Source organism: Collinsella sp. TF11-5AC (assembly GCF_003436775.1).
GTDB lineage: Bacteria > Actinomycetota > Coriobacteriia > Coriobacteriales > Coriobacteriaceae > Collinsella.
This window is the reverse complement of the sequence record NZ_QSQO01000006.1, coordinates 40,803-65,854: the sequence shown is the minus strand read 5'-3', so window position 1 is coordinate 65,854 and position 25,052 is coordinate 40,803. Positions and strand designations below refer to the sequence as shown.

At 60.7% G+C, this 25,052-nt stretch carries 21 protein-coding genes and 1 other RNA gene; 15 read left to right on the top strand and 7 right to left on the bottom strand.

What is annotated here, in order from left to right:
• Nucleotides 1–91: 91 nt before the first annotated feature.
• From DXD16_RS04435 to DXD16_RS04415, 6 genes are all read left to right on the top strand, one after another.
• Nucleotides 92–1,915 carry an ABC transporter ATP-binding protein gene (locus DXD16_RS04435; RefSeq protein WP_199408102.1) on the top strand — a complete coding sequence of 608 codons (1,824 nt, stop codon included), beginning with the start codon at nt 92–94 and terminating at the stop codon, nt 1,913–1,915.
• Nucleotides 1,916–3,673, top strand: coding sequence for an ABC transporter ATP-binding protein (locus DXD16_RS04430; protein WP_117655239.1), 1,758 nt, complete (start codon nt 1,916–1,918; stop codon nt 3,671–3,673).
• A 195-nt stretch (nt 3,674–3,868) separates the two neighbouring features.
• Entirely contained in the window at nt 3,869–4,114 is a 246-nt protein-coding gene (locus tag DXD16_RS04425; protein ID WP_055250999.1) for a DUF6110 family protein, read from the top strand.
• A gap of 78 nt (nt 4,115–4,192) precedes the next feature.
• Nucleotides 4,193–6,208, top strand: coding sequence for a heavy metal translocating P-type ATPase (locus tag DXD16_RS04420; RefSeq protein ID WP_233502610.1), 2,016 nt, complete (start codon nt 4,193–4,195; stop codon nt 6,206–6,208).
• Between the two features lie 143 nt (nt 6,209–6,351).
• Nucleotides 6,352–6,705, top strand: a complete 354-nt coding sequence (locus DXD16_RS10300; protein WP_158551556.1) for a hypothetical protein — start codon at nt 6,352–6,354, stop codon at nt 6,703–6,705.
• Entirely contained in the window at nt 6,702–7,217 is a 516-nt protein-coding gene (locus tag DXD16_RS04415; protein WP_158551553.1) for a PIN domain-containing protein, read from the top strand. Before DXD16_RS10300 ends, DXD16_RS04415 begins: the two co-directional genes overlap by 4 nt.
• 58 nt (nt 7,218–7,275) lie before the next feature.
• Here the strand turns inward: DXD16_RS04415 and DXD16_RS04410 are convergent, their stop codons facing one another.
• Nucleotides 7,276–7,710, bottom strand: coding sequence for a hypothetical protein (locus DXD16_RS04410; protein WP_117655236.1), 435 nt, complete (start codon nt 7,708–7,710; stop codon nt 7,276–7,278).
• A gap of 239 nt (nt 7,711–7,949) precedes the next feature.
• Here DXD16_RS04410 and ssrA point away from each other — a divergent pair.
• The 9 genes from ssrA to DXD16_RS04370 all read left to right on the top strand — a co-directional run bounded on the left by ssrA (nt 7,950) and on the right by DXD16_RS04370 (nt 17,290).
• Nucleotides 7,950–8,313: a transfer-messenger RNA gene (gene ssrA / locus DXD16_RS04405) on the top strand.
• Nucleotides 8,314–8,932: 619 nt separating this feature from the next.
• The gene (locus DXD16_RS04400; protein WP_117655235.1) at nt 8,933–9,811 is read left to right on the top strand and encodes a patatin family protein; all 879 of its coding nucleotides are present in this window, start codon (nt 8,933–8,935) and stop codon (nt 9,809–9,811) included.
• A gap of 157 nt (nt 9,812–9,968) precedes the next feature.
• Nucleotides 9,969–10,412 carry a 50S ribosomal protein L13 gene (gene rplM, locus DXD16_RS04395; RefSeq protein ID WP_022094635.1) on the top strand — a complete coding sequence of 148 codons (444 nt, stop codon included), beginning with the start codon at nt 9,969–9,971 and terminating at the stop codon, nt 10,410–10,412.
• Between the two features lie 2 nt (nt 10,413–10,414).
• Nucleotides 10,415–10,810, top strand: coding sequence for a 30S ribosomal protein S9 (rpsI, locus tag DXD16_RS04390; protein ID WP_022094634.1), 396 nt, complete (start codon nt 10,415–10,417; stop codon nt 10,808–10,810).
• Between the two features lie 123 nt (nt 10,811–10,933).
• A complete protein-coding gene (glmM, locus tag DXD16_RS04385) occupies nt 10,934–12,271 on the top strand; it encodes a phosphoglucosamine mutase (RefSeq protein ID WP_117655234.1) in 1,338 nt (445 codons plus the stop codon).
• 101 nt (nt 12,272–12,372) lie between these two features.
• Nucleotides 12,373–12,840, top strand: a complete 468-nt coding sequence (locus tag DXD16_RS04380) for a PTS glucose transporter subunit IIA (protein WP_316242586.1) — start codon at nt 12,373–12,375, stop codon at nt 12,838–12,840.
• 272 nt (nt 12,841–13,112) lie between these two features.
• Nucleotides 13,113–13,841, top strand: a complete 729-nt coding sequence (gene nagB, locus DXD16_RS04375) for a glucosamine-6-phosphate deaminase (protein WP_117655233.1) — start codon at nt 13,113–13,115, stop codon at nt 13,839–13,841.
• Nucleotides 13,842–14,289: 448 nt separating this feature from the next.
• Nucleotides 14,290–15,696, top strand: a complete 1,407-nt coding sequence (locus tag DXD16_RS10295) for a hypothetical protein (protein ID WP_158551550.1) — start codon at nt 14,290–14,292, stop codon at nt 15,694–15,696.
• Entirely contained in the window at nt 15,608–17,290 is a 1,683-nt protein-coding gene (locus DXD16_RS04370) for a BTAD domain-containing putative transcriptional regulator (RefSeq protein WP_158551547.1), read from the top strand. The genes DXD16_RS10295 and DXD16_RS04370 overlap by 89 nt, the downstream gene beginning before the upstream one ends.
• A 69-nt stretch (nt 17,291–17,359) precedes the next feature.
• On the opposite strand, the gene DXD16_RS04365 is transcribed toward DXD16_RS04370, so the two are convergent.
• The 6 genes from DXD16_RS04365 to DXD16_RS04335 all read right to left on the bottom strand — a co-directional run bounded on the left by DXD16_RS04365 (nt 17,360) and on the right by DXD16_RS04335 (nt 24,727).
• Nucleotides 17,360–17,659 (bottom strand): YhbY family RNA-binding protein, encoded by a 300-nt coding sequence (locus tag DXD16_RS04365; protein WP_117563618.1) that lies wholly within the window; start codon nt 17,657–17,659, stop codon nt 17,360–17,362.
• Nucleotides 17,660–17,817: 158 nt separating this feature from the next.
• Complete coding sequence (locus DXD16_RS04360; RefSeq protein ID WP_117655231.1) at nt 17,818–18,543, bottom strand: methyltransferase domain-containing protein; 726 nt, start codon at nt 18,541–18,543, stop codon at nt 17,818–17,820.
• 482 nt (nt 18,544–19,025) lie between these two features.
• The gene (locus tag DXD16_RS04350; RefSeq protein ID WP_117655229.1) at nt 19,026–20,390 is read right to left on the bottom strand and encodes a PFL family protein; all 1,365 of its coding nucleotides are present in this window, start codon (nt 20,388–20,390) and stop codon (nt 19,026–19,028) included.
• A 108-nt stretch (nt 20,391–20,498) separates the two neighbouring features.
• Complete coding sequence (locus DXD16_RS04345) at nt 20,499–23,057, bottom strand: homocysteine S-methyltransferase family protein (protein WP_199408100.1); 2,559 nt, start codon at nt 23,055–23,057, stop codon at nt 20,499–20,501.
• 9 nt (nt 23,058–23,066) lie between these two features.
• Entirely contained in the window at nt 23,067–23,855 is a 789-nt protein-coding gene (locus DXD16_RS04340; RefSeq protein WP_117655228.1) for a hypothetical protein, read from the bottom strand.
• Nucleotides 23,855–24,727: a methylenetetrahydrofolate reductase gene (locus tag DXD16_RS04335; RefSeq protein ID WP_117640110.1), complete on the bottom strand. Its 873-nt coding sequence runs from the start codon at nt 24,725–24,727 to the stop codon at nt 23,855–23,857. Before DXD16_RS04335 ends, DXD16_RS04340 begins: the two co-directional genes overlap by 1 nt.
• Nucleotides 24,728–25,052: the final 325 nt, after the last annotated feature.

Below are 25,052 nucleotides of genomic sequence, written 5' to 3'. Positions count from 1 at the left end.
ACGTCCACGCCTGGCTCGATTGTGTGCCTCGGCTAACACGCCAATGATAAGTTTCTTACGGTTAACTCTCAAGCCGTTAGAAAGGAATCTCATGGCAAAGGGATCAAAAAAGGAAGGTGGCGGCATCGGCGAGCTGCTTGCATATGCCGATGAACGTAAATTCCTAACGTATTTGGGCATGGCCCTCTCGGCGCTCTCGCAGCTGCTGGGCTTTGGCCCGTACGTGTGCATCTGGCTTGTAGCGCGAGATCTTATCGCCGTGGCGCCCAACTGGAGCGAGGCTACCGACATCGCGATGTATGGTTGGTGGGCTGTGGGTTTTGCCCTGGCGAGCATCGTGGTCTATTTCGTGGGACTCATGTGCACGCACCTGTCCGCGTTTCGCTGCGCGTCCAATATCCGCAAGGCTACGAGCGAGCATCTGCTTAAGCTGCCGCTCGGCTACTTTGACACGCACGCCACCGGTGAGCTGCGCCGTATCGTAGACGGCTGCGCCGCCTCCACTGAGACGCTGCTCGCGCACATGCTGCCCGACATCGCCGGCGCCACCGCCATGGTCGTGGGCCTGCTCGTGCTGCTTTTCGCCCTCGATTGGCGTTTGGGCGCGGCATGCTTAATCTCGGTCGTCGTTTCGTTTTGCGCCATGGCCACCATGATGAGCGGCAAGGGCGCCGAGTTTATGAAGGCTTACATGGGCGCGCTGGTCAAGATGAACAAGACCGGTACCGAATACGTACGCGGCATCCCCGTGGTCAAGGTGTTCCAGCAGACGGTCTACTCCTTTAAGGCTTTCCACGATGCGATCGCCGAATACGCCGACATGGCGCAAAACTATGCGGGCACGTTTTGCCGGGGTCCGCAGGTGCTCAACCTTACTGCGCTCAACGGCCTTGTGGCATTTCTTTTGCCTGTGGCGCTGCTGCTGGCGCCGGGCGAGACGGACTTCGCGCACTTTATGGTCAATTTTACGTTTTACGCGATCTTTTCGGCCGTGGTGCCGACGGCCATGACCAAGCTTATGTTTGTGGGCGAGGCGTCTCAGATGAGTGCTGATTCGCTGGCTCGCATCCGAAGCGTTATGGATTCCAAGCAGCTCTCCGTGCCCGCGCAACCCAAGCACCCCGCTGGCAGCGATGTGCGCTTTGAGGACGTGAGCTTTATCTACGAGGGTGCTGAGGCGCCTGCCGTCGATCATGTGAGCTTTAGCGTTCCCGCAGGTAGCACCCTTGCGTTGGTTGGTCCCTCGGGCGGCGGTAAGTCGACCTGCGCCAGCCTGATCCCGCGTTTTTGGGATGTTTCCTTGGGTCGTGTGCTCGTGGGCGGCGTAGACGTTCGCGACATGGATCCGCACGAGCTCATGGACCAGGTCGCCTTTGTGTTTCAGACCAACCAGCTGTTCCGGCAAACACTTGCCGATAACGTGCGCGCCTCCAAGCCTACGGCCACTGACGACGAAGTGCGTGCGGCCCTCTCCGCAGCTCAGTGCGACGATATCGTGGCCAAGCTCCCGCAGGGCATCGACACCATGCTCGGCGCCGGCGGGGCGTACCTTTCGGGCGGCGAGGTCCAGCGCGTGGCGCTCGCCCGCGCAATCCTTAAGGACGCGCCTATCGTGGTACTCGACGAGGCTACCGCGTTTGCGGATCCCGAGAACGAGGCACTCATCCAGCGCGCCTTTAGCAAGCTGGCGGCGGGTCGCACGGTCATTATGATTGCGCACCGACTCTCGACTGTAGTGGGGGCCAACAAGATCGTGGTGCTCAACCAAGGTAGCGTGCAGGAGGCTGGCACCCATGCCGAGCTGCTGTCCCAAAACGGTCTATACGCCAAGATGTGGGCCGAATACGAACAGGCCGCGAGCTGGAAGATCACTGCTGCCGCGGATGCCGCCGTCACGAAGGGAGGCGAGGCCTAAATGTTCGCCTCATTCCAAAAGAAGTACTTCCTATCCGATAAAGGCGTCGCCGGCGTAAAACGCGGCATTTTCTGGACCGCGCTCACCAATCTCATTACCATGGCCGGCATGGGCTTATTGTTTCTGGTCATGGCCGGTTTTGTCGAACATCTCGCCACCGGTGCCGACCTGCCGGATGTCCTGCCGATTGTGGGCGGCCTCCTGGTCTTTTTCGTGTTGCTCTTTGCCTCTAACTGGCAGCAGTATTACTACACCTACTGCATCTTTTACGAGGAGTGCGGCAAGCAGCGTATGGAGATTGCCGAGCGCTTGCGCAAACTGCCGCTGTCGTTTTTTGGTCGTCGTGATCTGGCCGATTTAACCGAGACCATCATGGGTGACGTCCAGGCCATGGAGCACGCCTACAGCCACGTGCTGGGAGAGCTTTGGGGTGCCATCATCGCAAGCGTCATTGTGTTCGTGGCGTCGCTGTTCTTTTGCTGGCAGCTGGCGATTGCGGCGTTTTGGAGCGTTCCCGTGGCCTTTGCCGTGCTGTATCTGACGCGCGGCCCCATGATCCCGGTGTTCGACCATGTGCGTGCCGAGAAGGTCAAGGTTACCGAGGCGATCCAGGAGACGCTCGACTGCGTGCGCGAGATCCGCGCCACCAACCAGGAGGCTCATTATCTTGAGGGGCTCAACGCCGTGATCGATGCCGAGGAGCGCGAGACCACCAAGGGCGAGCTCGCCAATGGGCTTTTGGTCAACTCCGCCTTTGCCATCCTGCGCCTGGGGATTGCCACTACGTTGGTCACGGGCGCTGCGATGGTCGCCTCCGGCCAGGTCGACTTTTTGATGATGTTTGCCTTCCTGCTCATGGTGAGCCGCATCTATGCGCCCTTCGATCAGGCACTGATGCTGATGTCCGAGCTGTTTGCCGCCGAGTCGTCGGCCAAGCGCATGCGTTCCATCATGGAAGAGCCCGTGGCGCGGGGCAGCGAGCAGTTTGAGCCCGTGGGCCACGATGTGGTGTTCGATCATGTGGCATTTGGCTATGGTGCGGGCGAGGACGGCCGCGCCGGCGAGAAAGTTCTTACCGATGTGAGCTTTACCGCCAAGGAAGGCGAGGTCACGGCACTGGTCGGTCCTTCGGGCTCCGGTAAGTCCACGGTGAGCCGCCTGGCCGCGCGCTTTTGGGACGCCACCGAAGGCACGGTCACCGTGGGCGGCGTGGATGTTGCGAGCGTGGATCCCGAGGTGTTGCTGCGCGACTACGCCATTGTGTTCCAAGACGTGCTGCTCTTTGACGACACGGTGATGGGAAACATCCGTCTTGGTCGTCGCGATGCCACCGATGAGGAAGTGCTTGCTGCCGCGCGTGCCGCCAACTGCGACGAGTTTGTGAGCCGCATGCCGCAGGGCTATGACACCATGATCGGCGAGAACGGCTCCAAGCTGTCCGGCGGTGAGCGCCAGCGCATCTCTATCGCCCGCGCGCTGCTCAAAGACGCGCCGATCGTGTTGCTGGACGAGGCGACGGCGAGTTTAGATGTGGAGAACGAGACCGTGGTGCAGCAGGCGCTCTCCCGCCTGCTCGCAGGCAAGACGGTTATCGTTATTGCCCACCGTATGCGTACGGTGGAAAATGCCGACAAAATCGTTGTACTCAAGGATGGTGTGGTTGCCGAGCAGGGCACTCCGGCGCAGCTCAAGGCGGCAGGTGGAGAATTCGCCCGCATGGTGGCGCTGCAAAAGGAAGCAGCTACCTGGCAGTTGTAAGAAGGGGCAAAGGGACAGTCCCTTTCTCACATTGACAATCGGTTACTCCGCATCGTTAGTTTTCAAAAGGTTAGCCATGGCTGACCTAGATAGTTAGATAAAATTGAGATATTTCAAAAGCGTGCTCGAGCAAACTTGTTTACTCGGGTGCTGAGGCACCATGCCGCGTCCAATGCGGCAAAAGGGAGAAGCAACATGAAGAAGTCGACGTTCAATACCCTGCTTGTCGGTGGCGGTTTTCTGCTTGGCACGGCCGGCATCAAGCTGCTTACCAGCGCTCCGGTCAAGAATGCCTGCGTGCAGGGTATTGCGTGCGGTATGCGCATCAAGAACGGCTACCAGGACATGGTCGAGCAGGCCAAGGCTAATGTCGACGACATGGTTGCCGAGGCGGCCTACATCACCCAGAGCGAGGCCGCTGCTGACGAGGCAGCAGAGTAACGCTCCCAGGCACAAACTATGAGATTCTCGATTATCAGCGAGATCCCCGGCAGGACCCGTCTTCAATTGGCGGGTCCTGTGCCAGAGAGCGATCTCGATGCACTTCTTAAGCTCAGCGGCGATATCGACGGCGTGCACAAGGTACGCGTCTATGGCCGTATTGGCCAGTTAGCGCTCGAATATGACGAGCCGTGTCGCGATGCCGTGCTGGCCGCCGTCGGTGCGCTCGACGCTCAGGCCATTGCCGACGCAAAGACGGGTTACGTGATGCAGCTTGAGCCGCGCAAGCACAAGCTCGTTATGGATCTTGCCACGCTTGTCGGCGCCCACTATGCGCGCCGATGGTTTTTGCCCACGCCCCTGCGTGCGGTGTTTGTCGTGGCCGGTTACATGGCATTTTTGCGCGCTGCCCTTCATGAGCTGGCGCAGCCGCGCCTGACCGTTCCCGTGCTCGACGCTTCGGCCATCGGCATTTCGTTCGTCAAGCGTGATGTCGACACCGCGGGCCAGACGATGTTCCTGCTCAATGTGGGCGAATTGCTCGAGGACTACACCCGCGCCATGAGCGAAAACGAGCTCATCAACTCGCTGCTCGACGTGCCTGATAAGGCACAAAAAGTGGTCGGCGACACCGAGGTGAGCGTTGCCGCCACCGAGCTTGAGCCCGGCGATCTGGTCGCCGTACGCACTGGCATGTCCATTTGCATCGACGGTGTTGTCGAGCAGGGGAGCGCCATGGTCAACCAGGCGACCCTGACCGGCGAGCCGCTTGCCGTCGAGCGCAGCGTGGGCGACGACGTGTTCGCCGGCACCGTCGTGGAGGACGGCAGTATCCTGGTGCGCGTGCGCGCCAACACGGCACAGACCAAGCTGCGCTCGATTGTCTCACTCGTGCAGACGGCCGACTCGCTCAAGTCCGAGGGCCAGTCGCACATGGAAGACCTCGCCAACAAGATCGTCCCGTGGAACTTCCTGCTCGCGGGTCTGGTTGCGCTTACCACCCGCAGCCTCATCAAGACCTCAGCGGCGCTGATGGTCGACTACTCGTGCGCACTCAAGCTCACGGGTTCCGTCGCCGTCATGACTGCCATGAGCGATGCTGCCAAGATGGGCGTCATGGTAAAGGGCGCGAAGTACTTTGAGTCGTTTGCCAAGGCCGACACCATTGTGTTTGATAAGACCGGCACGCTCACCGAGGCACAGCCGCGTCTAGCTTGCGTGCTCACGACCGATGGCTGGGGCGAGGACGAGATCCTGCGCCTTTCCGCTTGCTTGGAGGAGCATTTCCCGCATCCGGTGGCACGCGCCGTGGTCAATGCGGCACGCGAGCGCGGGCTCGAGCACCGCGAGCGCCATGCCGCCGTCGAGTACATCGTGGCGCACGGCATCGCTTCGTCCATTGAAGGGCGTCGCGCCATCATCGGTTCCGCGCACTTTGTATTTGAGGACGAGGGCGCGCAGCTCGAGTCCGACATCAAGGAACGCATTGAGTCCCAGATGCAGGGGCTGTCGCCGCTGTATCTGGCGGTCGACGGCACCGTTGTGGGCGTGCTCGGTATCGAGGACCCGCTTAAGCCCGGGGTCCGCGAGGCCATCGCCGACCTGCACGCGTTGGGCGTTAAGCACGTGGTCATGCTCACGGGCGACTCGGAGCGCACGGCCGAGCGCATTGCTCGCGAAGCAGGTGTCGACGAATTTAAGGCCGAGCTGCTGCCCGAGGACAAGTACGCGTATGTGGAGCGCATTAAGGGCGAGGGGCGCCACGTTGCCATGGTGGGCGACGGCGTCAACGATTCGCCGGCGCTCGGTTTGGCCGACGTGGGACTGGCGATGGGTGGTGGAAGCGACATCGCCAAGGAGGTCGCCGATATCATCCTGACCGATACGGATCTGGCCGCGATCGTGCGCCTGCGCCGCATGAGCCAGGGCCTCGTTGATCGTCTGACGAGCTCCTATTCTAAGGTAATGCTCACTAACTCAGCGCTGTTGGCACTGGGCATTACCGGCATGATCACTCCGCAGACGTCGTCACTGCTGCACAACGGCTCGACGATTGCCTACAGTCTGAGCAACGCGAAGGCGTACCTGCGTTAGCAGACGTGTTCGCCCACGTTATCTGGCCTGCGCCCAGACGGCATCGGTGTCGTCCGGGCGCAGGCCTTTTGCATTTGACCATGTGCTAGCTTATCTATATAGTGTTGCTAGCAGGGCTAGCAATTGAAGGGAGCGGGATCGACGTGGGTGCTGTTAGCGGCATGGCGCAGGTGAATGTTCGCGTAGATCGCTCGGTTAAAGAGCGCGCCGAGGAAGCGCTGCAGCTTTCGGGCAGGTCACTGCCCGAGCTCATCAAAAAGGTGGTGGCCAAGGTCGCGCAGGGCGGTGGTTCGTGCGAGGAAGTGCTTGCGGCCGTCGACGACCGGCAGCAGACCGTCGCACCCGATACGCCGTTCGCCGCATCATGGGCGGTGGCGGATCAGCTTTACGCGGACCTGGGTATCGATACGTCGCCCGTATCCGACGATCGCGATTGGGACACAATCTATTCCGAGACCATGGACGATCGCTATCGCCAAAAGGGGATGATCCTGTGAGCGGAGCCCCTCTTAAGATCATGGTGGATGCCAACGTTTGGGTCGATTCGTTTTGCGTCGACCATGCCGAGTCGCTTGCCGCGCGTGCGTTTATTGGGCGGGCGACGGAGACGCGTGCGCTGCTGTTCTTCCCGGTGCATACCGCTAAGGACGTGCTGTACGTTGTACAGCACGAACTGAAGCGTAGCGTTCTTGCCAGCGGGGGAGCGCTCGACGAGGCTTCTGCCCGCGCGATTGGCGATGCGGCGCTGGCGTTTGTTCGGAACATGACCGAAAACGCCACGGCTGTGGGTGCAGATGCGTCGGACCTTTGGCTGGCTGACAAATACTTAGCGTTCCATCGCGATTACGAGGACAACTTGGTGCTCGCCGCGTGCAAGCGCGCGCAGGTCGATTACTTGGTGACCAACGATCGCAAGCTGCTCGAACATGCCGATCTTGCAGCAAAGACCCCGCGCCAAATGATGCCGATTCTGGTTTTGGCCGAACGCGGCCGCGCGGCTATCGGTTGACGCAAACTGTTTGCGGGCCTCTTGGACGACGATGCGCCAAGGGGCCCGCGTCTGCTATTTACAAAAGCTCGGCCTTAATGGCGGGACTTTCTGCGAGCTGCTCGGCTGCCTTTTCGTTGGAGCTATCGAGTGCTGCCAGGCTGCGGTAGACCCACTCGTTGACCTGGGTGTTCTTGACGCCTGCGGTCTGCATAAGGGCGCCTACCTCGCGGATTGCTGCGAACAGATCGGCCTTGGGACCCGCGAGCTCGACCTCGATACCGTGGTAGGCGGCTACGCCGCGGTTCTCACTCACGTGGTCGATAAAGCCCTCGACGGTCTCAAGCTGCTGAGTGAGAGCTGCATCATCGTCAACGTCCAGCGCGACGAGTGCGTTCGATACCGTGAGGGCGGGATGTCCGCAGGGGACAAAGCCCTCGATGACATCCATAGCTTCGGTAATGGTTGAGCCCAGGCCTGCGAGGGCATTGACGAGTTGCTGCTTGGTATCCATAACGGTCCTTTCGACGGGTCAATTTTGCTTGGCGAAAATATACGTGACGCGATCGGTAACAAAAGTGCGAAGTGCGGCGCACATTGGGGTCTTCACAGCTCGTGCATAGAACAGCTGTCCGCTTTCAGAACGTGGTAAGATAACACTCCACAAGCGGGGCTCGCCCCGTATGTTCCTTGAAAAGTCGACGGTTATCGGGTGTTTGCAGGCCCGATACCATCCAGACTTTCCCGACATTCGGGGGCGACTGGTTTCGACACGATAGCTCTGAGAGAGGAAGCAAGCCGAGGTCTCCTCGCCTCGTTAAACAGGGGTACCGTCAAATTGAATTGACAACAACTCTTCTTTTGAGCCTATGGCTCTCGCTGCTTAATTTATAGCGGCGCGTCAACCCGGTGATTTCCCCGACACCGGCGCGACGTCATGTTAGGGGAATGCTCCTGCGCACGTAATCGGTATGGCGCAGGCTAAGATCGAACCGGTTGGGATGCTGCGAGCGTGTCGCTGCGCGCAAAGCGTCCGAGACTAAACCAGCGACTGAGCTTGGAGATGCCAATCAGGGGGCTTTCGTGGACCGGAGTTCGATTCTCCGCGCCTCCACCAATAGTTACAGGCAGGTAGATATTCGTATCTACCTGCCTTTTCATTTCTAGCCCGTACCGCGGAGAATCGAACTCTGTGCAGGGCGCGAACGTAAAGAAAACGCGTAAGCGTTTTTAGCCCGCGGGCGAGGACGCCGGCAGGCGGCCGAAGCCGGTGCGTGTTCGCGAAGCAAACACGCGGATTCTCCGCGCAAAGCCCCAACCCAAAACAGATGTGCTGCCGATGGTATTTCAGCTAGCCATGCCCAGCACCAACGGATTCCCCCACCCGCGGAGAATCGAACTCTATGCAGGGCGCGGGCGTAAAGAAAACGCCTCAGTGACGCAGAGTGGGACGCGCTTTCCCAATGGCAGCCCAGGCGGAAACCGCATCCCGGAATCTAAGCTCGGAATGGGATACATTTTCCGGATGACGCCTCAAGTGGAAGCTGCGACCCGGAATCGAGCCGTAGAGTGGGACATGCTTTCCCCATGGCAACCCAGGTGGAAAGCGCATCCCGGAATCGCCCCTCAGAACGGGACGCGCTTTCCGCCAGCCGCCCCCTCAACTCCAAAACCCATGCGCCCTCCATCCCAAAACTGGGTAGAAGAAAGTCAAAACGCAATCGCAGGAGGTCAATATGACTGCAGAAGATAAGGCAAAGAACGCCGGCAAGGTCGCGCTCGTCTTGGAGGGCGGCAGTTTTCGTGGGCAGTTTACCGCCGGCGTGCTCGACGTTCTCATGGAGGCCGGTGTCGAAATTCCGGCGGTGTACGGCGTCTCGGCCGGTGCGCTCAACGGCGTCAACTACAAGTCGCACCAGATCGGCCGCACCAACCGAGTCAATTTGACCTTCTGCAACGACAGCCGCTACATGGGCGCCGCGTCGTTTGCGTCCACGGGTTCCATCGTGGGTTACGACTTTATCTTCAACGACGTCCAGGACCGCCTGGATCCTTTTGATAACGAGACGTTCGACGCCAGCCCTATCGAGATGTACGCCGTCGCGACGGACATGCTGTTTGGAACCGCTGCCTACCTGCCGGTCAAAAGCGCCGTGCTCGACCTCGACGCCGTGCGCGCCTCGACGTCGCTGCCGCTGGTGACGCCGCCGGTCGAGATTGACGGGCACAAATACGTCGACGGCGGCGTGGCCGATTCGGTTCCTATCGAGCATGTGCTCGAGGAGGCGGGCTTCGACCGTGCGGTCGTCATCGTCACCCAGGACCGCTCGTATGAGAAAAAGCCCTACGAGTTTTTGCCGGCGGCGCGCGCCCGTTATGCTGACTACCCCTATCTGCTCGAGGCTATCGAGACGCGCCACGACCGCTATAACCTCCAGCGCATGCACCTGTGGAAGTATGAGCGCGATGGCCGCGCGTTGGTCGTCGCTCCGCAAAAGCCGGTCGAGGTCGGCCATGTCGAGCATGATCCAGTAAAGCTGCTCGATCTGTATATTCAGGGTCGCCAGGAGGCAAAGCGTTTGCTCGCGGAGATCCAGGAGTTTGTTGAGCGCTAGCGCTGCAACGTCACGGCTCGTGGATGACATGTGCAGAAACTCTGGTCGGAGCCAAAATACCTGTTGACTCGTACGGCGAGCGGGGTAATATGGACGGGTTACTTGCAGAGCCCCGTGAATCTCTGTAACAACACGTACTGTACATGGAGGAGTCTAAGTGATTTCGAAATCGACTCACTACGCCAAGCAGGGCGAGGTCCAGCGCAACTGGGTTCTCGTCGACGCCGATGGTGCTGTCCTGGGCCGTCTTGCCACCCAGATCGCAATGATCCTGCGCGGTAAGAACAAGCCTCAGTTCACGCCCAACAGCGACTGCGGCGACTTCGTTGTCGTCATCAACGCCGATAAGGTCCAGCTTACCGGTAACAAGGCCGACACGAAGACCTATTATCGCCACAGCGGCTACAACGGCGGCCTCAAGGCTGAGAGCTTCCGCCAGGCTATGGAGAAGCACCCGGAGAAGGTCATCGAGCGCGCCGTTCGCGGTATGCTGCCCAAGACCACCCTCGGCCGTGCCCAGATGACCAAGCTTAAGGTCTACGCTGGTGCCGAGCATCCGCACGCTGCCCAGAACCCCACGAAGATTGAGCTGGAGGCTTAAAGATGGCTGAGAACACCGTTGTCTACCAGGGTACCGGTCGTCGTAAGAACGCCGTCGCCCGCGTCCGTCTCGTCCCCGGCACCGGCAAGGTGACCATCAACAAGCGTGACGCCGAGCAGTATTTCGGCCGTCATCAGCTCGTTGAGAACGCCCTTGCTCCCTTCAAGGTGACCGACACCGCCGGTCAGTTCGACGTTATCGCTCTGTGCGATGGCGGCGGCATCTCCGGTCAGTCCGGCGCTCTGCGCCTGGGCATCGCTCGCGCTCTTCTGAACGCTGGCGACTACCGTGCTGACCTCAAGAAGGCCGGTTTCCTTACGCGCGATGCTCGCGTGGTCGAGCGCAAGAAGTACGGCCTCAAGAAGGCCCGCCGCGCTCCCCAGTTCTCCAAGCGCTAAGGTTTTATCTCCTTTCGAGATACAATGTACAAGCGGGGCCTGCCGATTCCTCGGCGGGTCCCGCTTTTCTTTTTCGACTAGCGTGGGCGGTTGCATATCGCCTGCTAGGGAAGGAGCGATCCTATGCCCCAGAACATCTTCGGTACCGACGGCGTCCGTGGCGTCGCCAATGCCGACCTCTCGTGCGACCTTGCGTTTCGCCTGGGCCGCGCGGCGACCAAGTTTCTTGGTCCGGATATCTGCGTCGGCCGCGACACGCGTCTTTCGGGCACCATGCTCGAGAGCGCTCTGACCGCCGGCATCATGGCCGAGGGCGGCCGTCCGCACTGCTGCGGCGTCATCCCCACGCCTGCCGTGGCGCTGCTCACCGTCCAGAACGAGCTCGACGGCGGCATCGTCATCTCTGCTTCGCACAATCCGCCGGAGTTCAACGGCATCAAGTTCTTTAGCCGCAAGGGCATGAAGCTTCCCGACGCGGTTGAGGAAGAGATCAGCGCCTGGGTCATGTCCGAGGAGGCCATGGCTGCCGACACGTTGCCGACCGGCGCCGGCGTGGGCCACATTATCAAGATGAAGGACGCTCGCAAGGCATATGTCGATCATGCCATCGATACGCTCGACGGCCTGAGGCTCGATGGCCTAGTCGTTGCCGTCGACTGCGGCCACGGCGCTTCTTGCCAGACTACGCCCGCCGCGCTGCAGCGCCTGGGCGCCACGGTGCACGCTATCAACACCGATTACTGCGGCACTGACATTAACGTTGAGTGCGGCTCCACTCACCTTGAGCCCCTGCGCGAGCTCGTGCTGCGCACCCACGCCGATATCGGCCTGGCCCACGACGGCGACGCCGATCGCGTGCTGTTCGTGGACAGCGAGGGCAATGAGATCGACGGTGACTACATCCTGGCTATCTGCGGTTCTGACCTCGCCGCCCGCGGCAAGCTCGCCAACTCCGAGATCGTCTCGACCGTCATGTGCAACTTGGGCTTCTCCATCGCTATGAAGGAGCAGGGCTTCGAGATGGTTCAGACCGCCGTGGGCGACCGCTACGTTCTGGAGCGTATGCTCGCGGATGGCGCCGTCATCGGCGGCGAGCAGTCCGGCCACATCATCTTCCTGGAGCACAACACCACCGGTGACGGCCTGGTGACGGCTCTGCAGCTGCTGGCCGTGCTCAAGCGCACCGGTCGTACCCTCACCGATCTTGCCGGCATCATGAAGAAGTACCCGCAGGTACTCGTCAACGTGCATTCCGACAACAAGGCCGGCCTGGACGAATGCCAGCCCATTTGGGACGCCGTCGCTGCCGCCGAGAAGGAGCTTGACGGCCGCGGCCGCATTCTGGTGCGCCCGAGCGGTACCGAGCCGCTGGTCCGTGTTATGGCCGAGGCGGAGACGCACGAGCTCACTCAGCGTGTTGTCGACGACATCGTCGAGGTTGTCAAGCGCGAACTTCCCTAATGGTCAAAAACGGGTGCCAAGTGGTAAACTGTTAAAGCTATTTTGATTGATTGGTATGTCCGAGGGGGAGCATGTTCACTAAAGTCCTAAGGTCTTTTGGTATGCGTGGACGAGTTCTTACGCTGGATGCTCCCATCTCGGGCGACGTCATTCCGCTCTCCGAGGTAAACGACCAGACGTTTGCCACCGGCCTTTTGGGCCAGGGCGTGGCGATTCAGCCTACCGGCACGCGTGTGATTGCGCCGGCAGACGCCAAGGTCGAGGCCATTTTTCCCACGGGTCACGCCGTTGCGCTCAACACGGTCGATGGCCTAGACGTGCTGATCCACGTTGGTTTGGACACTGTTCAGCTTGAGGGCAAGCATTTTAGCGTGCATGCACAGGTGGGCGATGTCGTCCATAAGGGTGACGTGCTCATCGAGTTCGATCGCGAGGCAATTGCTGCCGAGGGCTACGATGTGACGGTTCCCATCTTGGTGTGCAACTCCGTTGAGTTCTCGAGTATCAAGGGCTCCGTTGGTGCGCATGTCGAAGAGATGGACCAGCTCATCGTTGCTCGCGAACGCTAGCAAGTGCACGTGGCCATTAGCCTACAATTCAAACACGTTTATGGAGGGCGCCCTTGAAAGAGGGCGCCCTCCGTGGCAAGATGGGATTTGTCCGAAGCTAAACGGCTTTGGGTCACCGTGGACGGGCAGGGGCCTCGACGCGGCTAGACACGAGACACATACATTACGCGACCTCGCCCTGGTGGCCGCACACGTTGGTTGCGGCCGACGCGGGCCGCGGGCAAGTGCTTGTAAGGGGAGCCTTGCCTCTCTTGTACGAGAAAGGACGCGTAATGAAGATCATTAAAGCTAAAGACTACGAGGATATGAGCCGCAAGGCCGCCAATATTATCTCGGCGCAGGTTATCCTCAAGCCCGATTGCGTGCTGGGTCTTGCCACCGGCTCCACCCCGATCGGTGCCTACAAGCAGCTCGCTGCTTGGTACGAGAAGGGCGACGTCGACTTTGCCGAGGTCAGCACCTACAACCTGGACGAGTATCGCGGCCTTTCGCACGACGATCCCCAGAGCTATCACTACTTCATGCGTGAGAACTTCTTCGATCACATCAACATCGACCTGAACAACACGCATGTGCCCGACGGTTCCAACCCCGACGCCGCCGCTGCCTGCTCTGAGTACGACAAGATCGTCGCCGCCGCCGGTTACCCGGATCTGCAGCTGCTCGGCATTGGCAACAACGGCCACATCGGTTTCAACGAGCCCGATGACCACTTCTCCAAGGGCACGCACTGCGTCGACCTCACCGAGAGCACCATTCAGGCCAACAGCCGCCTGTTCGACAGCATCGACGATGTTCCCCGTCAGGCCTACACCATGGGTACCCAGACCATCATGTATGCCCGCATGATCCTAGTCGTCGCCAACGGCGAGGTCAAGGCTCAGGCCGTGCATGACATGTGCTATGGTCCGGTTACGCCCGCGTGCCCGGCTTCGATCCTGCAGCTGCACACCAACTGCGTTGTCGTTGCCGACGAGGCCGCCCTTTCGCTCTGCGAGTAGCGCGAATCCTGCATCTCGACATAGCCTTGCCTAAGGCCTCCGCTTTGCGGGGGCCTTTTTGTTATCCCTCTCCGCCCGCTTGACCAAAATCTTGCCGCAAGCTTGACGAATGCCGGATGCCCAACAGCTTGATTCATTCCATACCAGATTCTATGCAAAAATGCCACTAAAAGGTCGTAGACGGTAGCGGGTGCTAGGCGAGTTGAATGACATAGCTGAACCTTGTTCATTTGCGTTACACTGCCGCTTAGATGGGACAAGCTGACAAGCTCATTTACCTGCTTAAAGACCGATTAGTCGGGGGATTAATAACAATCGGCCCTCGCTGTACAAAAACTTGCCGCTTGCGTACCAAAAGACAACCTAGAACACAAGGTCGCTCTATTCATAGCGCGGCTTGTATGGTCTTGCGGTTACAGTGTCCATACGGTCGAGTTGAGGAGCGGGCATGGTAAACGATTTGGGCAGTATGGACGACCTCGAGCTGATGCCGCTGGGCGGTGGCTATATGGTGCGACGCGAACGCTTGATGAATGAGCTTCTCGCCAAGGGCCGAAAGGCCGGCATCGTGGTTCTTTATGCGCCCGACGGGTTTGGGAAGACCTCGGTGCTGCTGCAGTACACCCATGAGGTTAAATGCGACCCGACGCGAGGCCCCGTGCGGATTATCGAGGCCGATCGCGCCACTGGGCGCGAGGTGTTTATGCAGCTCGAGGTGGTTACCGAAGAACTCAAAGACAAACCGCACTCCCTTATCGCGATTGATAATGTGCCAAACCTCGATCAGCACGATACCGAAGACCTCATCGACAGGATTCGCGGCCTGCGCGCTATGGGGGTGGGGGTCTTTATCTCCTGCCGTCCTTCAAATCGTCAACTGATTCATGGGCTGGGCGATTCGGTTAAGATCAATGCGCAGATGCTCAAGGTGCATGCCTATGAGTATTCGGCGTGGGCATCGGCGTTTTCGATCAGCACATCGCTCGACTTTTATCAGCTCACGCAGGGCGTGCCCGAGCTCGTTTCGGCATTGCAGACGGGTCTGTATGGCCAAGGCGACGTAGCCGGTCTGCTCGAAAACGAGATTGTCAACGTATATGGCGCGGCACTTGTCGACCTGGCTTCGCTCGACAATAATGCACTGTTTTGCGTGGCATGTCTCATGATTTTGATGGGCGAGGGCAATATCGCAGAACTCGAGGCTTGCGGGGTGAGGCTATCGATGGTCGACCAGTCCTACTTCGTACGCGACTACCCGATCTTTGGCTTGGACCCCGCCGAGCGGAGTTTTACGTGTCTGGGCACGGAGGATAACGGACGCTTGCGCTTGCGTAAGTTGGTGGCCGAGGTTCGCCCCGAACTTGTTCCGAGGGCGGCCCGGATTTTGCTTAAGGCGGGCCGATGCGATGCGGCGATGGGCCTGGCGGACGCTTTTTTGGACCGTGATGCGGTCCTTGAACTTGCTGGGCAGTATGGGGTCGATCTGGCTCTGACGGGGCACGGGGGCCGATATCTGCCGAGCAGCGCTGGGCACGATCGATGCCGAGGATCCGGCTCCAGAGCCAACGCCTGCCGAGGCGCTTGGCGTATATCTGGCAGCGGTCAGCGTGTCCAATACAAAGCTCGCTCGCTATATGGCATCGGTCATCGAGCGCGGGGGCGAACGGGCGGCCTGCGAAATAGACCCTGTTTCATGGAGGGTGGCCCAGACACTGACGGCTGTTTGCTATGGGGACAACGGGCTTGGGCTTCCTACGAACCTGACCGTGCCAGAAATCGAGACATCCCATACCGCACTCGATATGTTGTCCGCGCATATCGAGGTCAAGCGCTGCCTGACCGAGCGGGGAGATGACGGCGGCGTTCTACAGCAGCTCAAAACGAGCAAGGCCTACGACTGCGAGCTCGACATCGCGGGGATTGTTATACGGGCCGACAGCATGCTGGTGGAGCTTTTTGACGGGTCGTTTGCGGGAACCGACGAGCGCGACGACGAGATGACGGTGGTGCGGGAGGCGCTCGACGTACGTGGGCTCAAGGCGATGGCTATCTGGGTGCGCATGGTGTTGGCGGCACGGCGGCTCCTTTCCGGCTTGCCGGTAACCGACGACGCGGCATTCAACGAGCTCGATCGTTTTGCCGTGCGCATACGCGACAACCAGATTCAGCTGTTTGGCCTGTTGCTAGAAGGCTGGCAGTCGCTGGCAGAGGGACGGCCGGTTAATGCAAAGTTCCGTGCGGTCCAAGTGCTCAAACTTGCCGAGGAGTCGATTGCGTACATGCGCGATAACGCATTGCTGTTGGAGCGCGCGGCGTATCTGCGTAACACCTCGATGGTTTCGGTGCGTGAGGAAGCGGAGTTGCTCGATATAAGCCAGACGCAGGTTGGTGGAGCGGAGGCCTGGATGGTGGCGCTGCATTTGGCCTGTGCGGGCCGAGACAGCGATCTTGCGGCCTGGATGTCCATGAATCGTGCGGGGATTCTGGAGCCATCGTATCGGCTCTTTGCGCGCCTTGCCATGCATTGTCTGGGCGAGCCGGCGACCAGGATTCGCAAGAAGCTTCCCGTGCGCGAGCTGTCGCGGTACTCGCTGCGCGACGATTTGGAAGGGGAGGGCGAGCGCCTGTTCCAGGCCGGCGAGGTTGAAGCCGTTGATACCATTGACCATATCGAGATTCGCATGTTTGGTGCGTTTCGCGCTGAGCGCGACGGGTTTCCCATCACGGACAAAATGTGGCGCCGCAAGAAGGCGGCGACACTTGCCGAGCGGCTTGCGCTGGGCATGGATGCGCTCGTCGATCGTGAGACGCTGGCCATGGAGTTGTGGCCCCATGCCGAGTTCAATAGCGCCCGCAACAACCTGTACTCGACGATATCGCGCTTGCGGTCGGCTTTGGGACCGACGCCGGATGGCAAGTCGTGTGTGCTCATCCAAAATGAATGCATCGGACTCAACGGCGACTACGTCAAGACCGATGTACGGCTGTTTGACCAGATAAGCCGCGAGGTTTTGGGAAATCGCACGGGTGCGCGCGGGCCCCATTTAGTTGAGCTGTGCCTTAAGATTGAGCAGCTTTATGCCGGGCCGCTGTATGTTCCCAATGGCTGTAACCCCACCTACTTTTTGCGTATGCGACGCATTATGCAGTCAAAGTTCATCGATTGCATGATTAAGGGAGCAAATGCCGCTCTAGAAGAAAACGATCTGCAGTCGGCGATTTGGCTGGCGGAGTCGGGGCTTCGGCAGGAAACAGCGCGTGAGGATATGGTGCGCTGCGCCATGCGCGTCTACAGTGCGGCGGGGCGGCGGCGCGATATCGTCGAGCTGTACAGCGGGCATATGCACCATCTGAGGGAGCAGGTCAATGGCGTGCCCGAGCCCGAGACGCGGCGTCTATACGAGCGCTTGGTGGAGGGGCGGCTCAATCGCGTGCTGGTCGAGCGATAAAAAACGGGCGCCCGAAGTACTTGGGCACCCGTAAGCTTGCTATGTGTTGGCTCGCCGGATCATTGGCTCTTAGACGAGCTTGATCTTCTCGATGTCCTTGCGCGAGGACTCGCGATACAGCGAGAACTTGCGGCCGATGACCTGGACGACCTCGGCGTGGCAACGCTCGGAGAGCTCTTCGGCGGCCTCGCGGGCGGAAAGACTGGAGCCATCGAGCACGGAGCACTTAACGAGTTCGTGCTTCTCCAGGTAGGCGACCGTCTGCTCGACGGTGCCCTCGTTGACATCGGACTTACCGATGATGATGGCGGGGTTGAGGTGATGGGCCATGCTGCGAAGCTGCTTGACCTGGGCTCCTGTCAGTGCCATGGGTTCTCGCTTTCTATGTATGGGGCGCCCCGCGACGGGGCCTTAATCTACGTGAGCTGTCCCACGATAGCGCAGGAACGGCGCGGTGTGGAGCGCGTTTGCCCAGTTCAAAAAGAATGCGGATGCCGAGTGAGTGGGCGGCGTGGGCTGCGAACAGGCTATGAGCTGGGCGCAGAGACTGGATCCCATGCAATAAATGCCCAACGGACCTTGCGGACGTGGTCGAGCATGTAGCGTCCCTGCGGCACACCCTTGGAGCCCGGCTCACCGGCATGGGGATTCTCGATCATGTGTTGGGCGATGTAGTCGCGCAGACGGTCGACCTTATCCTCGTTGCCATGCTCAAGCATGCGGGAAAAGTCCGCCACGCCCGCTTCAAGGCTGTCGAAGGTATCGCGACGCGGCGATTCAAAGTACGTGACCTGCGGCAGGGCACCCATCTGAATGAGGATGTTGAAGGCGTACACAAAGCCATTACTGCAGGTAACCGAGGCGCCGATAGCGTTCATCAAGTGCAGATCATAGCGCGGGCTGGAGTTGGCGACCATCGTGACAGCACAACGCCGACGAGCCGTGCGGTCGAGCTTGGCAAGCGCATCTTTTAGATTGGTCGTCGTAACCGACCGACTGGCAAAGGCAACATCCACCGCTTTCGCGACCGGTCCAACCAAATCCCAATCATCATCCCAAGCGAGCTCAAGCGGCGTAATGCGATCCTCGAGCCCATAGTACTCAATACCAGCATCAAGCGTGCCTAACATAGCAGGGGAAAAGTCAGCAGCAATCACAGGATGCCCAGCCTGAGCAAGCGGAATGGCAATCGACCCAGCTCCACACCCCATATCGAGCACCGACTCACCAGGCTCAAGAGCCAGCAATTTCATAAAATCCCGAGCATAAGGGGCAGTCTCAAGAGGTCGAAAATGTCGAGCTCGCTTATCCCATTCAAAAGAATCATCAGCCCGATGCCGAGCGGCCTGCAGACGCATCCATTCGCCATTCCAATCCGCAGCAAGCAGCTCAGAACGAATCTCCCCATCAACCACGGGCCAACCTCCTCACACAACAAAAAAAGCGGCCCCTCCCAAAAGAAGAGCCGCAACAAGCATATATCAGAAAAAGAACCGTTCCAACGCCAAAACGCCGCACCAGCCAAGTGGTGCAGGAGCGAAGCAACTGCAACCGGGATAGAACCCAACCGAGGTCCCGTTGTGCGGGAGCCCCGGGGAGGGCAAATATATAAGGTCGATCGCGAGTTCCGCACGAGCCGGAGAGCACTTAATGTGCTCTCCGTGCGAGTCAGGACTGTCCGAGCAGGCGACCTTATATATTTGCCCCCCGGGGCTCCTCGCCTCGTATCCCTGGGCTAGTTCTTCAGTGAGTTCAGCGGAGCCGGGAAGCGTCCACCACGGTGGGCAAGCACGGTGCCGGCGTTGGGGTTCACCGGCATGATGGGTGCACGGCCGAACAGGCCGCCGTACTCGACGCAGTCACCCACGCCCTTGCCGATGGCGGGAATCACGCGGACGGCCGTGGTCTTGTTGTTGATGACGCCGATGGCCATCTCGTCGGCGATGATGCCGGCGATGGTCTCGACCGGGGTGTCGCCGGGGATGGCGATCATGTCCAGGCCGACGGAGCACACGCAGGTCATGGCCTCGAGCTTCTCGAGCGAAAGCGCACCGGCTTCGACGGCGGCGATCATGCCGGCGTCCTCGGACACGGGGATGAAAGCGCCGGAGAGACCGCCCACGCTGGAGCTGGCCATGACGCCGCCCTTCTTGACGGCATCGTTGAGCATGGCGAGCGCGCAGGTCGTGCCGGGGCCACCGCAGATGCCCACGCCGATAATCTCGAGGATGCGCGCAACGGAGTCGCCGATGGCAGGCGTAGGTGCCAGCGACAGGTCGACAATGCCCTTCTCGACACCCAGACGATGGGCGGCCTCGCGGCTCATGAGCTCGCCGGCACGGGTGATTTTAAAGGCAGTCTGCTTAATCTTCTCGGCGACTTCCATCATCGATGCGGAATCGGGCAGCTTCTCCAGGGCTGCGGCCATAACGCCGGGGCCCGAGACGCCCACGTTGATGACGGCGTCGGCCTCGCCACCGCCGTGGACGGCACCCGCCATAAACGGGGAGTCCTCGACCATGTTAGCAAAGCAGACAAACTTGGAAGCGCCGACGGAATCCTGGTCGGCCGTGAGTTTAGCGGCATCGATGATGGTCTGCGCAGCCATGAGTACGGCGTCCATGTTGATGCCGGCACGCAGGCTGGCGACGTTGACGCTGGAGCAGACGCGGCTCGTGGTGGCGAGCGCCTGGGGGATGGACTGGATGACGCGGCGGTCGGCGTCGCCGATGCCCTTCTGGACGAGTGCGGAGAAGCCGCCCAGGTAATCGATGCCGAGCGTCTCGGCCGCACGGTCGAGGGCATGCGCGATGGGGGTGAGGTCCTCATCCTTGCAGCACGCGGCAATCTGCGCCACCGGGGTGACGGAAACGCGCTTGTTGACAATGGGGATACCGTACTCGCGCTCGAGGTTCTCGGCGGTCTCGACCAGATGCTCAGCCGTGTGCGTCACATGGTCGTAGATCTTCGTGCACATGCGGTCGAGGTTCTCGTCACCGCAACCCATGAGCGAAACACCCATGGTGATGGTCCTGATGTCGAGGTTCTGTTCCTCAACCATGCCGCGGGTTTCCGCGATTTCTGCGGGCGTGATCGCCATCCTTGCGCTCCTATCTGCCAAAACGAGCATAGTCTTATCTATTCTAACGTGCCGCACGTGCCAAGTGGCGCGTGCGGCACGTTTTGGTGCTCGGTTGTTTCCGTTGTGTTACTTCCCAAAGACCTCTTCGGCGATACGAGCGCTCTCGGCGGCGTCCTTGGCGTAGTAGTCCGCGCCGATTTGCTTGGCGTATTCGGGGGTGAGCACGGCGCCGCCCACGATGATCTTGACGCCCGGAACCTCGGCATGGAGCAACTTGATGGTCTCCTCCATGGCGACGACCGTGGTGGTCATAAGCGCCGAGAGGCCGACGAGCTTAATGTCGCGCTCCTTGACGGTCTTGAGCACTTCCTGCGGATCGACGTCGCGGCCCAGATCAAAGACGGTATAGCCGTAGTTGTCGAGCAGCATCTTGACGATGTTCTTGCCGATATCGTGGATGTCGCCCTTGACGGTGGCCACGCAGATCTTACCCTTGTCGGCAATCTCGCCGGCGGGCATCAGGCGCTTGATGGTGTCGAAGCCCACGCGCGCGGCCTCGGCCGAGGCCATGAGTTGCGGCAAGAAGAACTTGCCCTGGTCAAAGAGGACGCCCACCTCGTCGAGGGCGGGGATAAAGTGATTGTTGATGAGGTCCATGGCGTCGTGGTCGGCCAACAGGCGTTCGGTCTCGGCCGCGATCTCGCCTTTGCGGCCCGAGACGACCATGCGATGAATCGGGTCGTCGTTGCCGTCGGTGCCAGCGGTGCCAGCAGCGGGCACGGTGTCGGTCGATGCGGCCTGAGCCGCTGCCGGGTTGGCGGCGATCTTGTACGGATCGGTCCAGCCGGCATAGCGCTCGATGTATCCGGTCGAGCCCTCGTCCTCAACGCTCAGGACGCGATAGCTGTAGACGGTGTCCATAAAGCGCTTGGAGCCTGGGTTCATGATGGGGGCGTCCAGGCCCGCGCCAAAAGCGGCAGCCAAAAAGACCGAGCCCAGCAGCGGGCGAGCGGGCAGGCCAAAGCTGATGTTCGACACGCCGAGTGCGCATTTGACGCCCAGGCGCTCCTTGCACATAGACATGGCGCGCAGGATCTGCTCAGCCTGGCGCTGGTTGGTCGAGGCGGTCATGACCAGGCAGTCGATGAGGATGCGGTCCGGGCCGATGCCGTAGCGGGCGGCCTCGGTCACGATGCGCTCGGCGATGGCGAAGCGAGCCTCGGCGGTATCGGGGATGCCGCCCTCGTCGAGCGTGAGGCCGACGACGTTGGTGCCATAGTGGGCGACCAGCGGGAAGATTTCGTCCATGATCTGCTGCTTGCCGTTAACCGAGTTGATGATGGGCTTGCCGGCGTAGCGGCGCACGGCGGCCTCGACGGCGGCGGGGTCGGTGGAGTCGATCTGCAGTGGCAGCAGCGTGGAGCCTTGGAGCTGCTCGGTCGCTTGCTGGATGACCTTGACCTCGTCGATCTCGGGCAGGCCGACGTTGACGTCCAGGATGTCGGCGCCCTGCTCCTGCTGGCTGATGCCCTGGCTCACGACGTAGTCCAGGTCGCCGTCGCGTAGGGCCTGCTGCAGGCGCTTTTTGCCGGTGGGGTTGATGCGCTCGCCGATGACGGCGATCTTGTGGCCGTCGCAGGGGAGGTCCACGACCGTCTGGGCGCTCGTGACCGACATGCTGGGCTTGCGGTGACGCGTGCAGGGCGTGTGGTTGTCGATGAGGGTGCGAAGTGCCGCCATGTGCGCCGGCGTGGTACCGCAGCATCCGCCGACGACGCTCACGCCGTCCTCGATCATGCCGGCGACGGCCTCGGCGTATTCGGGTGCCTGGATATCAAAGACGGTATTGCCGTCATCGTCCACGCGGGGCAGTCCCGCATTGGCCTGCACCATAACGGGCTTGTCGGTGACGGTGAGCATGCGCGCGGCGAGTCCTCGGAGCTCGGCCGGGCCCTGGCTGCAGTTGATGCCCAGGACGTCGGCGCCGATGGCGTCGAGGGTGATGGCGGCGACCTCGGGGCTCGTGCCCAAGAAGGTGCGGCCGTCTTCCTCAAAGGTCATGGTGGCAAAGACGGGCAAGTCGGAGTTCTCGCGGCAGGCGAGGACTGCCGCCTTGATCTCGGCAAGATCGGTCATAGTCTCGATAATAAAGAGGTCGACGCCCGCAGCGACGCCGGCGCGCACCTCCTCGGCAAAAAGGTCGTAGGCCTCGTCAAAGCTGAGGGTGCCCAGGGGGCGCAGCAGGGCGCCGATGGGGCCGATGTCGCCGGCGACGTAGCGGGCGCCGGCCACGCGGGCGCAGGTGACGGCCGCGGCAAAGACGTCTGCAACGGTGGCGGCGCCGTCGAGCTTGTGGGCGTTGGCACCAAAGGTGTTGGCGGTGATCACGTCACAGCCGGCGTCGACGTACTGACGCTGAATATCGGTGATGACCTGGGGCTCCTCAAAGTTGAGCAGCTCGGGCAGGGCGCCGGCCTTCATGCCGGCCGCCTGCAGCATGGTGCCCATGCCGCCGTCGAACAGCAGGTGCCCGGTGCCCTTGATGGCGGCGCGCAGGCGATCGTCCTTAATGTGCAGGTCGTCGATCGTGCGCGTCTTGTACGTGGCGCCGTTACAACGCGCAGTATTGACGGGCGCCGCCAGCGCGGTACCGTCGAAATCATGGGTGATAAGCGGAGTAAACATCGATGGCTCCTAATGGCTGGAATAGCAGGTGGTGTGGGCGGCGCGGAAGCGGCAGTGCTCACGCATGCGGCAGATATTGCAGGTGGGGCGGCTCTGGGCGTCGTGGACTTCGCCGTCAAACAGACCGATCACCGCGGTCACGCTCTTGGTGGGCATGAGCAGGCTGGTGGGGGTGACGGTAAGCCCGATGAGCCGCGTGGCGTTGAGCGCGTCCACGATTGAGCGCTGTGCCGTAAGCGGGCAGTCGCCGTAGCCGGGACTGAAGCGCCAGTTACCGGCGAGTCCGTGTGCGGCGGCCGCAGCCTTAACCTGCTGGTCCATCTGCTCAACGGCGGCTTCTACATAGGCAGAGCATGCGGCGTCGAGCACGGCTCCCTCCAGGGGCTGCTGGGCTCCCGTGGTACGCAGGCGACGCTCGGCGTCCATGCCGAGGGTGCATGCCATGAGTGCGGCAAGGCGGGCGTCCTTAAGGTGGCGATAGATATCACGACCCCGCAGCTTAACATTGGTGCCAACCAAGCGGATGCAGGGCTCGCCCTGCTCGTCGACGCCCGCGGCATCGACGGCAAACACGCGTCGCACGCCGCGGGGCTCGATATCCAGCTCTAGGCGCTCGACTACAAGCTCAATTCGTCGGGACAGCTCGGGCTCAATCTGCTGGCCGCCGTAGCCCAGATACCGCAGCATCTCGGCACGGTCGACACGAGGGTGGTGGGCAGCGTCGATACGGTAAAGCGCCGGCGACGCAAGGTCGGCCGGCACTTCAACAACGGTTGTATCGATGTGCGGTTTTTCCATTACCCTAGGCGCTCCATAATGGTCGCGGCGATCGCAGGACGATTCATAGTGTACAGGTGCAGACCGGCGGCACCGTGCTCCTTGAGGTCGCAAAGCTGACGGGCGGCATAATCTACACCGGCTGCCTGCAGGCTCTCGGGGTCGTTCTCGTACTTGGCGAGAATCTTGATGACGGGGGAGGGCAGCGACGCGCCGCACATAAAGACCATGCGGCTGATTTGCGACTTGCCCATAAACGGCATGATGCCCGCGGTAATGGGCACGGTGATGCCCGCCTTGTCGGCAAGCTCGCGGAAGCGGTAGAAGCACTCGTTGTCAAAGAAGAGCTGCGTCACAAAGAAGCTCGCGCCGGCGTCCTGTTTTTGCTTGAGGTATTCGACCGAAGCGTTGAGGTCCTCACAGGCAATGTGGCCCTCGGGGTAGGCCGCGGCGCCCACACAAAAGCCGGCGTCGACAAGCTCGGGGATGAGGTCACGGGCGTAGGCGTAGTCCGAGGCGGGCTTGTCATCCTCGGTCGCGCCAGTGGGCAGATCACCGCGCAGGGCCAGGATGTTTTCTACGCCGGCGGAGCGGTATTCGTCGATCTTGGCGACGATATCGGCGTGCGAGCGGCCCACGCAGGTAAGGTGCGCCACCGAGGGCGTATTGAATTCGCTCGTAATCATATGCGCGATGGGGGCGGTGGTGGCGCCGTTGCCCGAGCCGCCGGCAGAGCAGGTGACCGAGACAAAGCTCGGCGAAAGCTTGCACAGATTGCCTGCCACCTCGCGAGCCGTGTTGAGGGTAAGCTCGCCCTTGGGCGGGAACATCTCAAACGAAACGGGTGCGGTGCCCTGGGATGCTGCCTGCTTAAAAACCTCGTCGACGCGCATATCGTGCTCCTTTAGATACGTAATAGTGTGATGTGTTGTAAGGATTCTACAGCACCACTGTGTCACGGTGGAGTTTCACTCGCTATTCGGGGATACCAATCAAAGATGCCTTGCTATCGACATTCCCTATAGCAGAGCGGTCAATCTAGGATGGGGCTATAAAGACTGGTATCTGATGCGAAATACCAGTTAATAGAGCCCCATCCCAAATTGACTACCCTTAAACCATGGGGAGAGGTCTGCAATTTATACAGTTGATTGGCTGTTGAGGGCGGCAACGCCGCCGCGATGCGGTAACCTCATTGATTGGTTTCGTGACAGCAAC

What these genes read in the sequence shown, in the direction of transcription:
- DXD16_RS04345 (WP_199408100.1), bottom strand. Translation starts at nt 23,057, where the DNA reads ATGTTTACTCCGCTTATCACCCATGATTTCGACGGTACCGCGCTGGCG.
- DXD16_RS04410 (WP_117655236.1), bottom strand. Translation starts at nt 7,710, where the DNA reads ATGGATACCAAGCAGCAACTCGTCAATGCCCTCGCAGGCCTGGGCTCA.
- DXD16_RS04430 (WP_117655239.1), top strand. Translation starts at nt 1,916, where the DNA reads ATGTTCGCCTCATTCCAAAAGAAGTACTTCCTATCCGATAAAGGCGTC.
- rpsI (WP_022094634.1), top strand. Translation starts at nt 10,415, where the DNA reads ATGGCTGAGAACACCGTTGTCTACCAGGGTACCGGTCGTCGTAAGAAC.
- DXD16_RS04340 (WP_117655228.1), bottom strand. Translation starts at nt 23,855, where the DNA reads ATGGAAAAACCGCACATCGATACAACCGTTGTTGAAGTGCCGGCCGAC.
- DXD16_RS04360 (WP_117655231.1), bottom strand. Translation starts at nt 18,543, where the DNA reads ATGAAATTGCTGGCTCTTGAGCCTGGTGAGTCGGTGCTCGATATGGGG.
- DXD16_RS04365 (WP_117563618.1), bottom strand. Translation starts at nt 17,659, where the DNA reads ATGGCACTGACAGGAGCCCAGGTCAAGCAGCTTCGCAGCATGGCCCAT.
- DXD16_RS04400 (WP_117655235.1), top strand. Translation starts at nt 8,933, where the DNA reads ATGACTGCAGAAGATAAGGCAAAGAACGCCGGCAAGGTCGCGCTCGTC.
- DXD16_RS04350 (WP_117655229.1), bottom strand. Translation starts at nt 20,390, where the DNA reads ATGGCGATCACGCCCGCAGAAATCGCGGAAACCCGCGGCATGGTTGAG.
- nagB (WP_117655233.1), top strand. Translation starts at nt 13,113, where the DNA reads ATGAAGATCATTAAAGCTAAAGACTACGAGGATATGAGCCGCAAGGCC.
- glmM (WP_117655234.1), top strand. Translation starts at nt 10,934, where the DNA reads ATGCCCCAGAACATCTTCGGTACCGACGGCGTCCGTGGCGTCGCCAAT.
- DXD16_RS10295 (WP_158551550.1), top strand. Translation starts at nt 14,290, where the DNA reads ATGGTAAACGATTTGGGCAGTATGGACGACCTCGAGCTGATGCCGCTG.
- DXD16_RS04380 (WP_316242586.1), top strand. Translation starts at nt 12,373, where the DNA reads ATGCGTGGACGAGTTCTTACGCTGGATGCTCCCATCTCGGGCGACGTC.
- DXD16_RS04435 (WP_199408102.1), top strand. Translation starts at nt 92, where the DNA reads ATGGCAAAGGGATCAAAAAAGGAAGGTGGCGGCATCGGCGAGCTGCTT.
- DXD16_RS04335 (WP_117640110.1), bottom strand. Translation starts at nt 24,727, where the DNA reads ATGCGCGTCGACGAGGTTTTTAAGCAGGCAGCATCCCAGGGCACCGCA.
- DXD16_RS04425 (WP_055250999.1), top strand. Translation starts at nt 3,869, where the DNA reads ATGAAGAAGTCGACGTTCAATACCCTGCTTGTCGGTGGCGGTTTTCTG.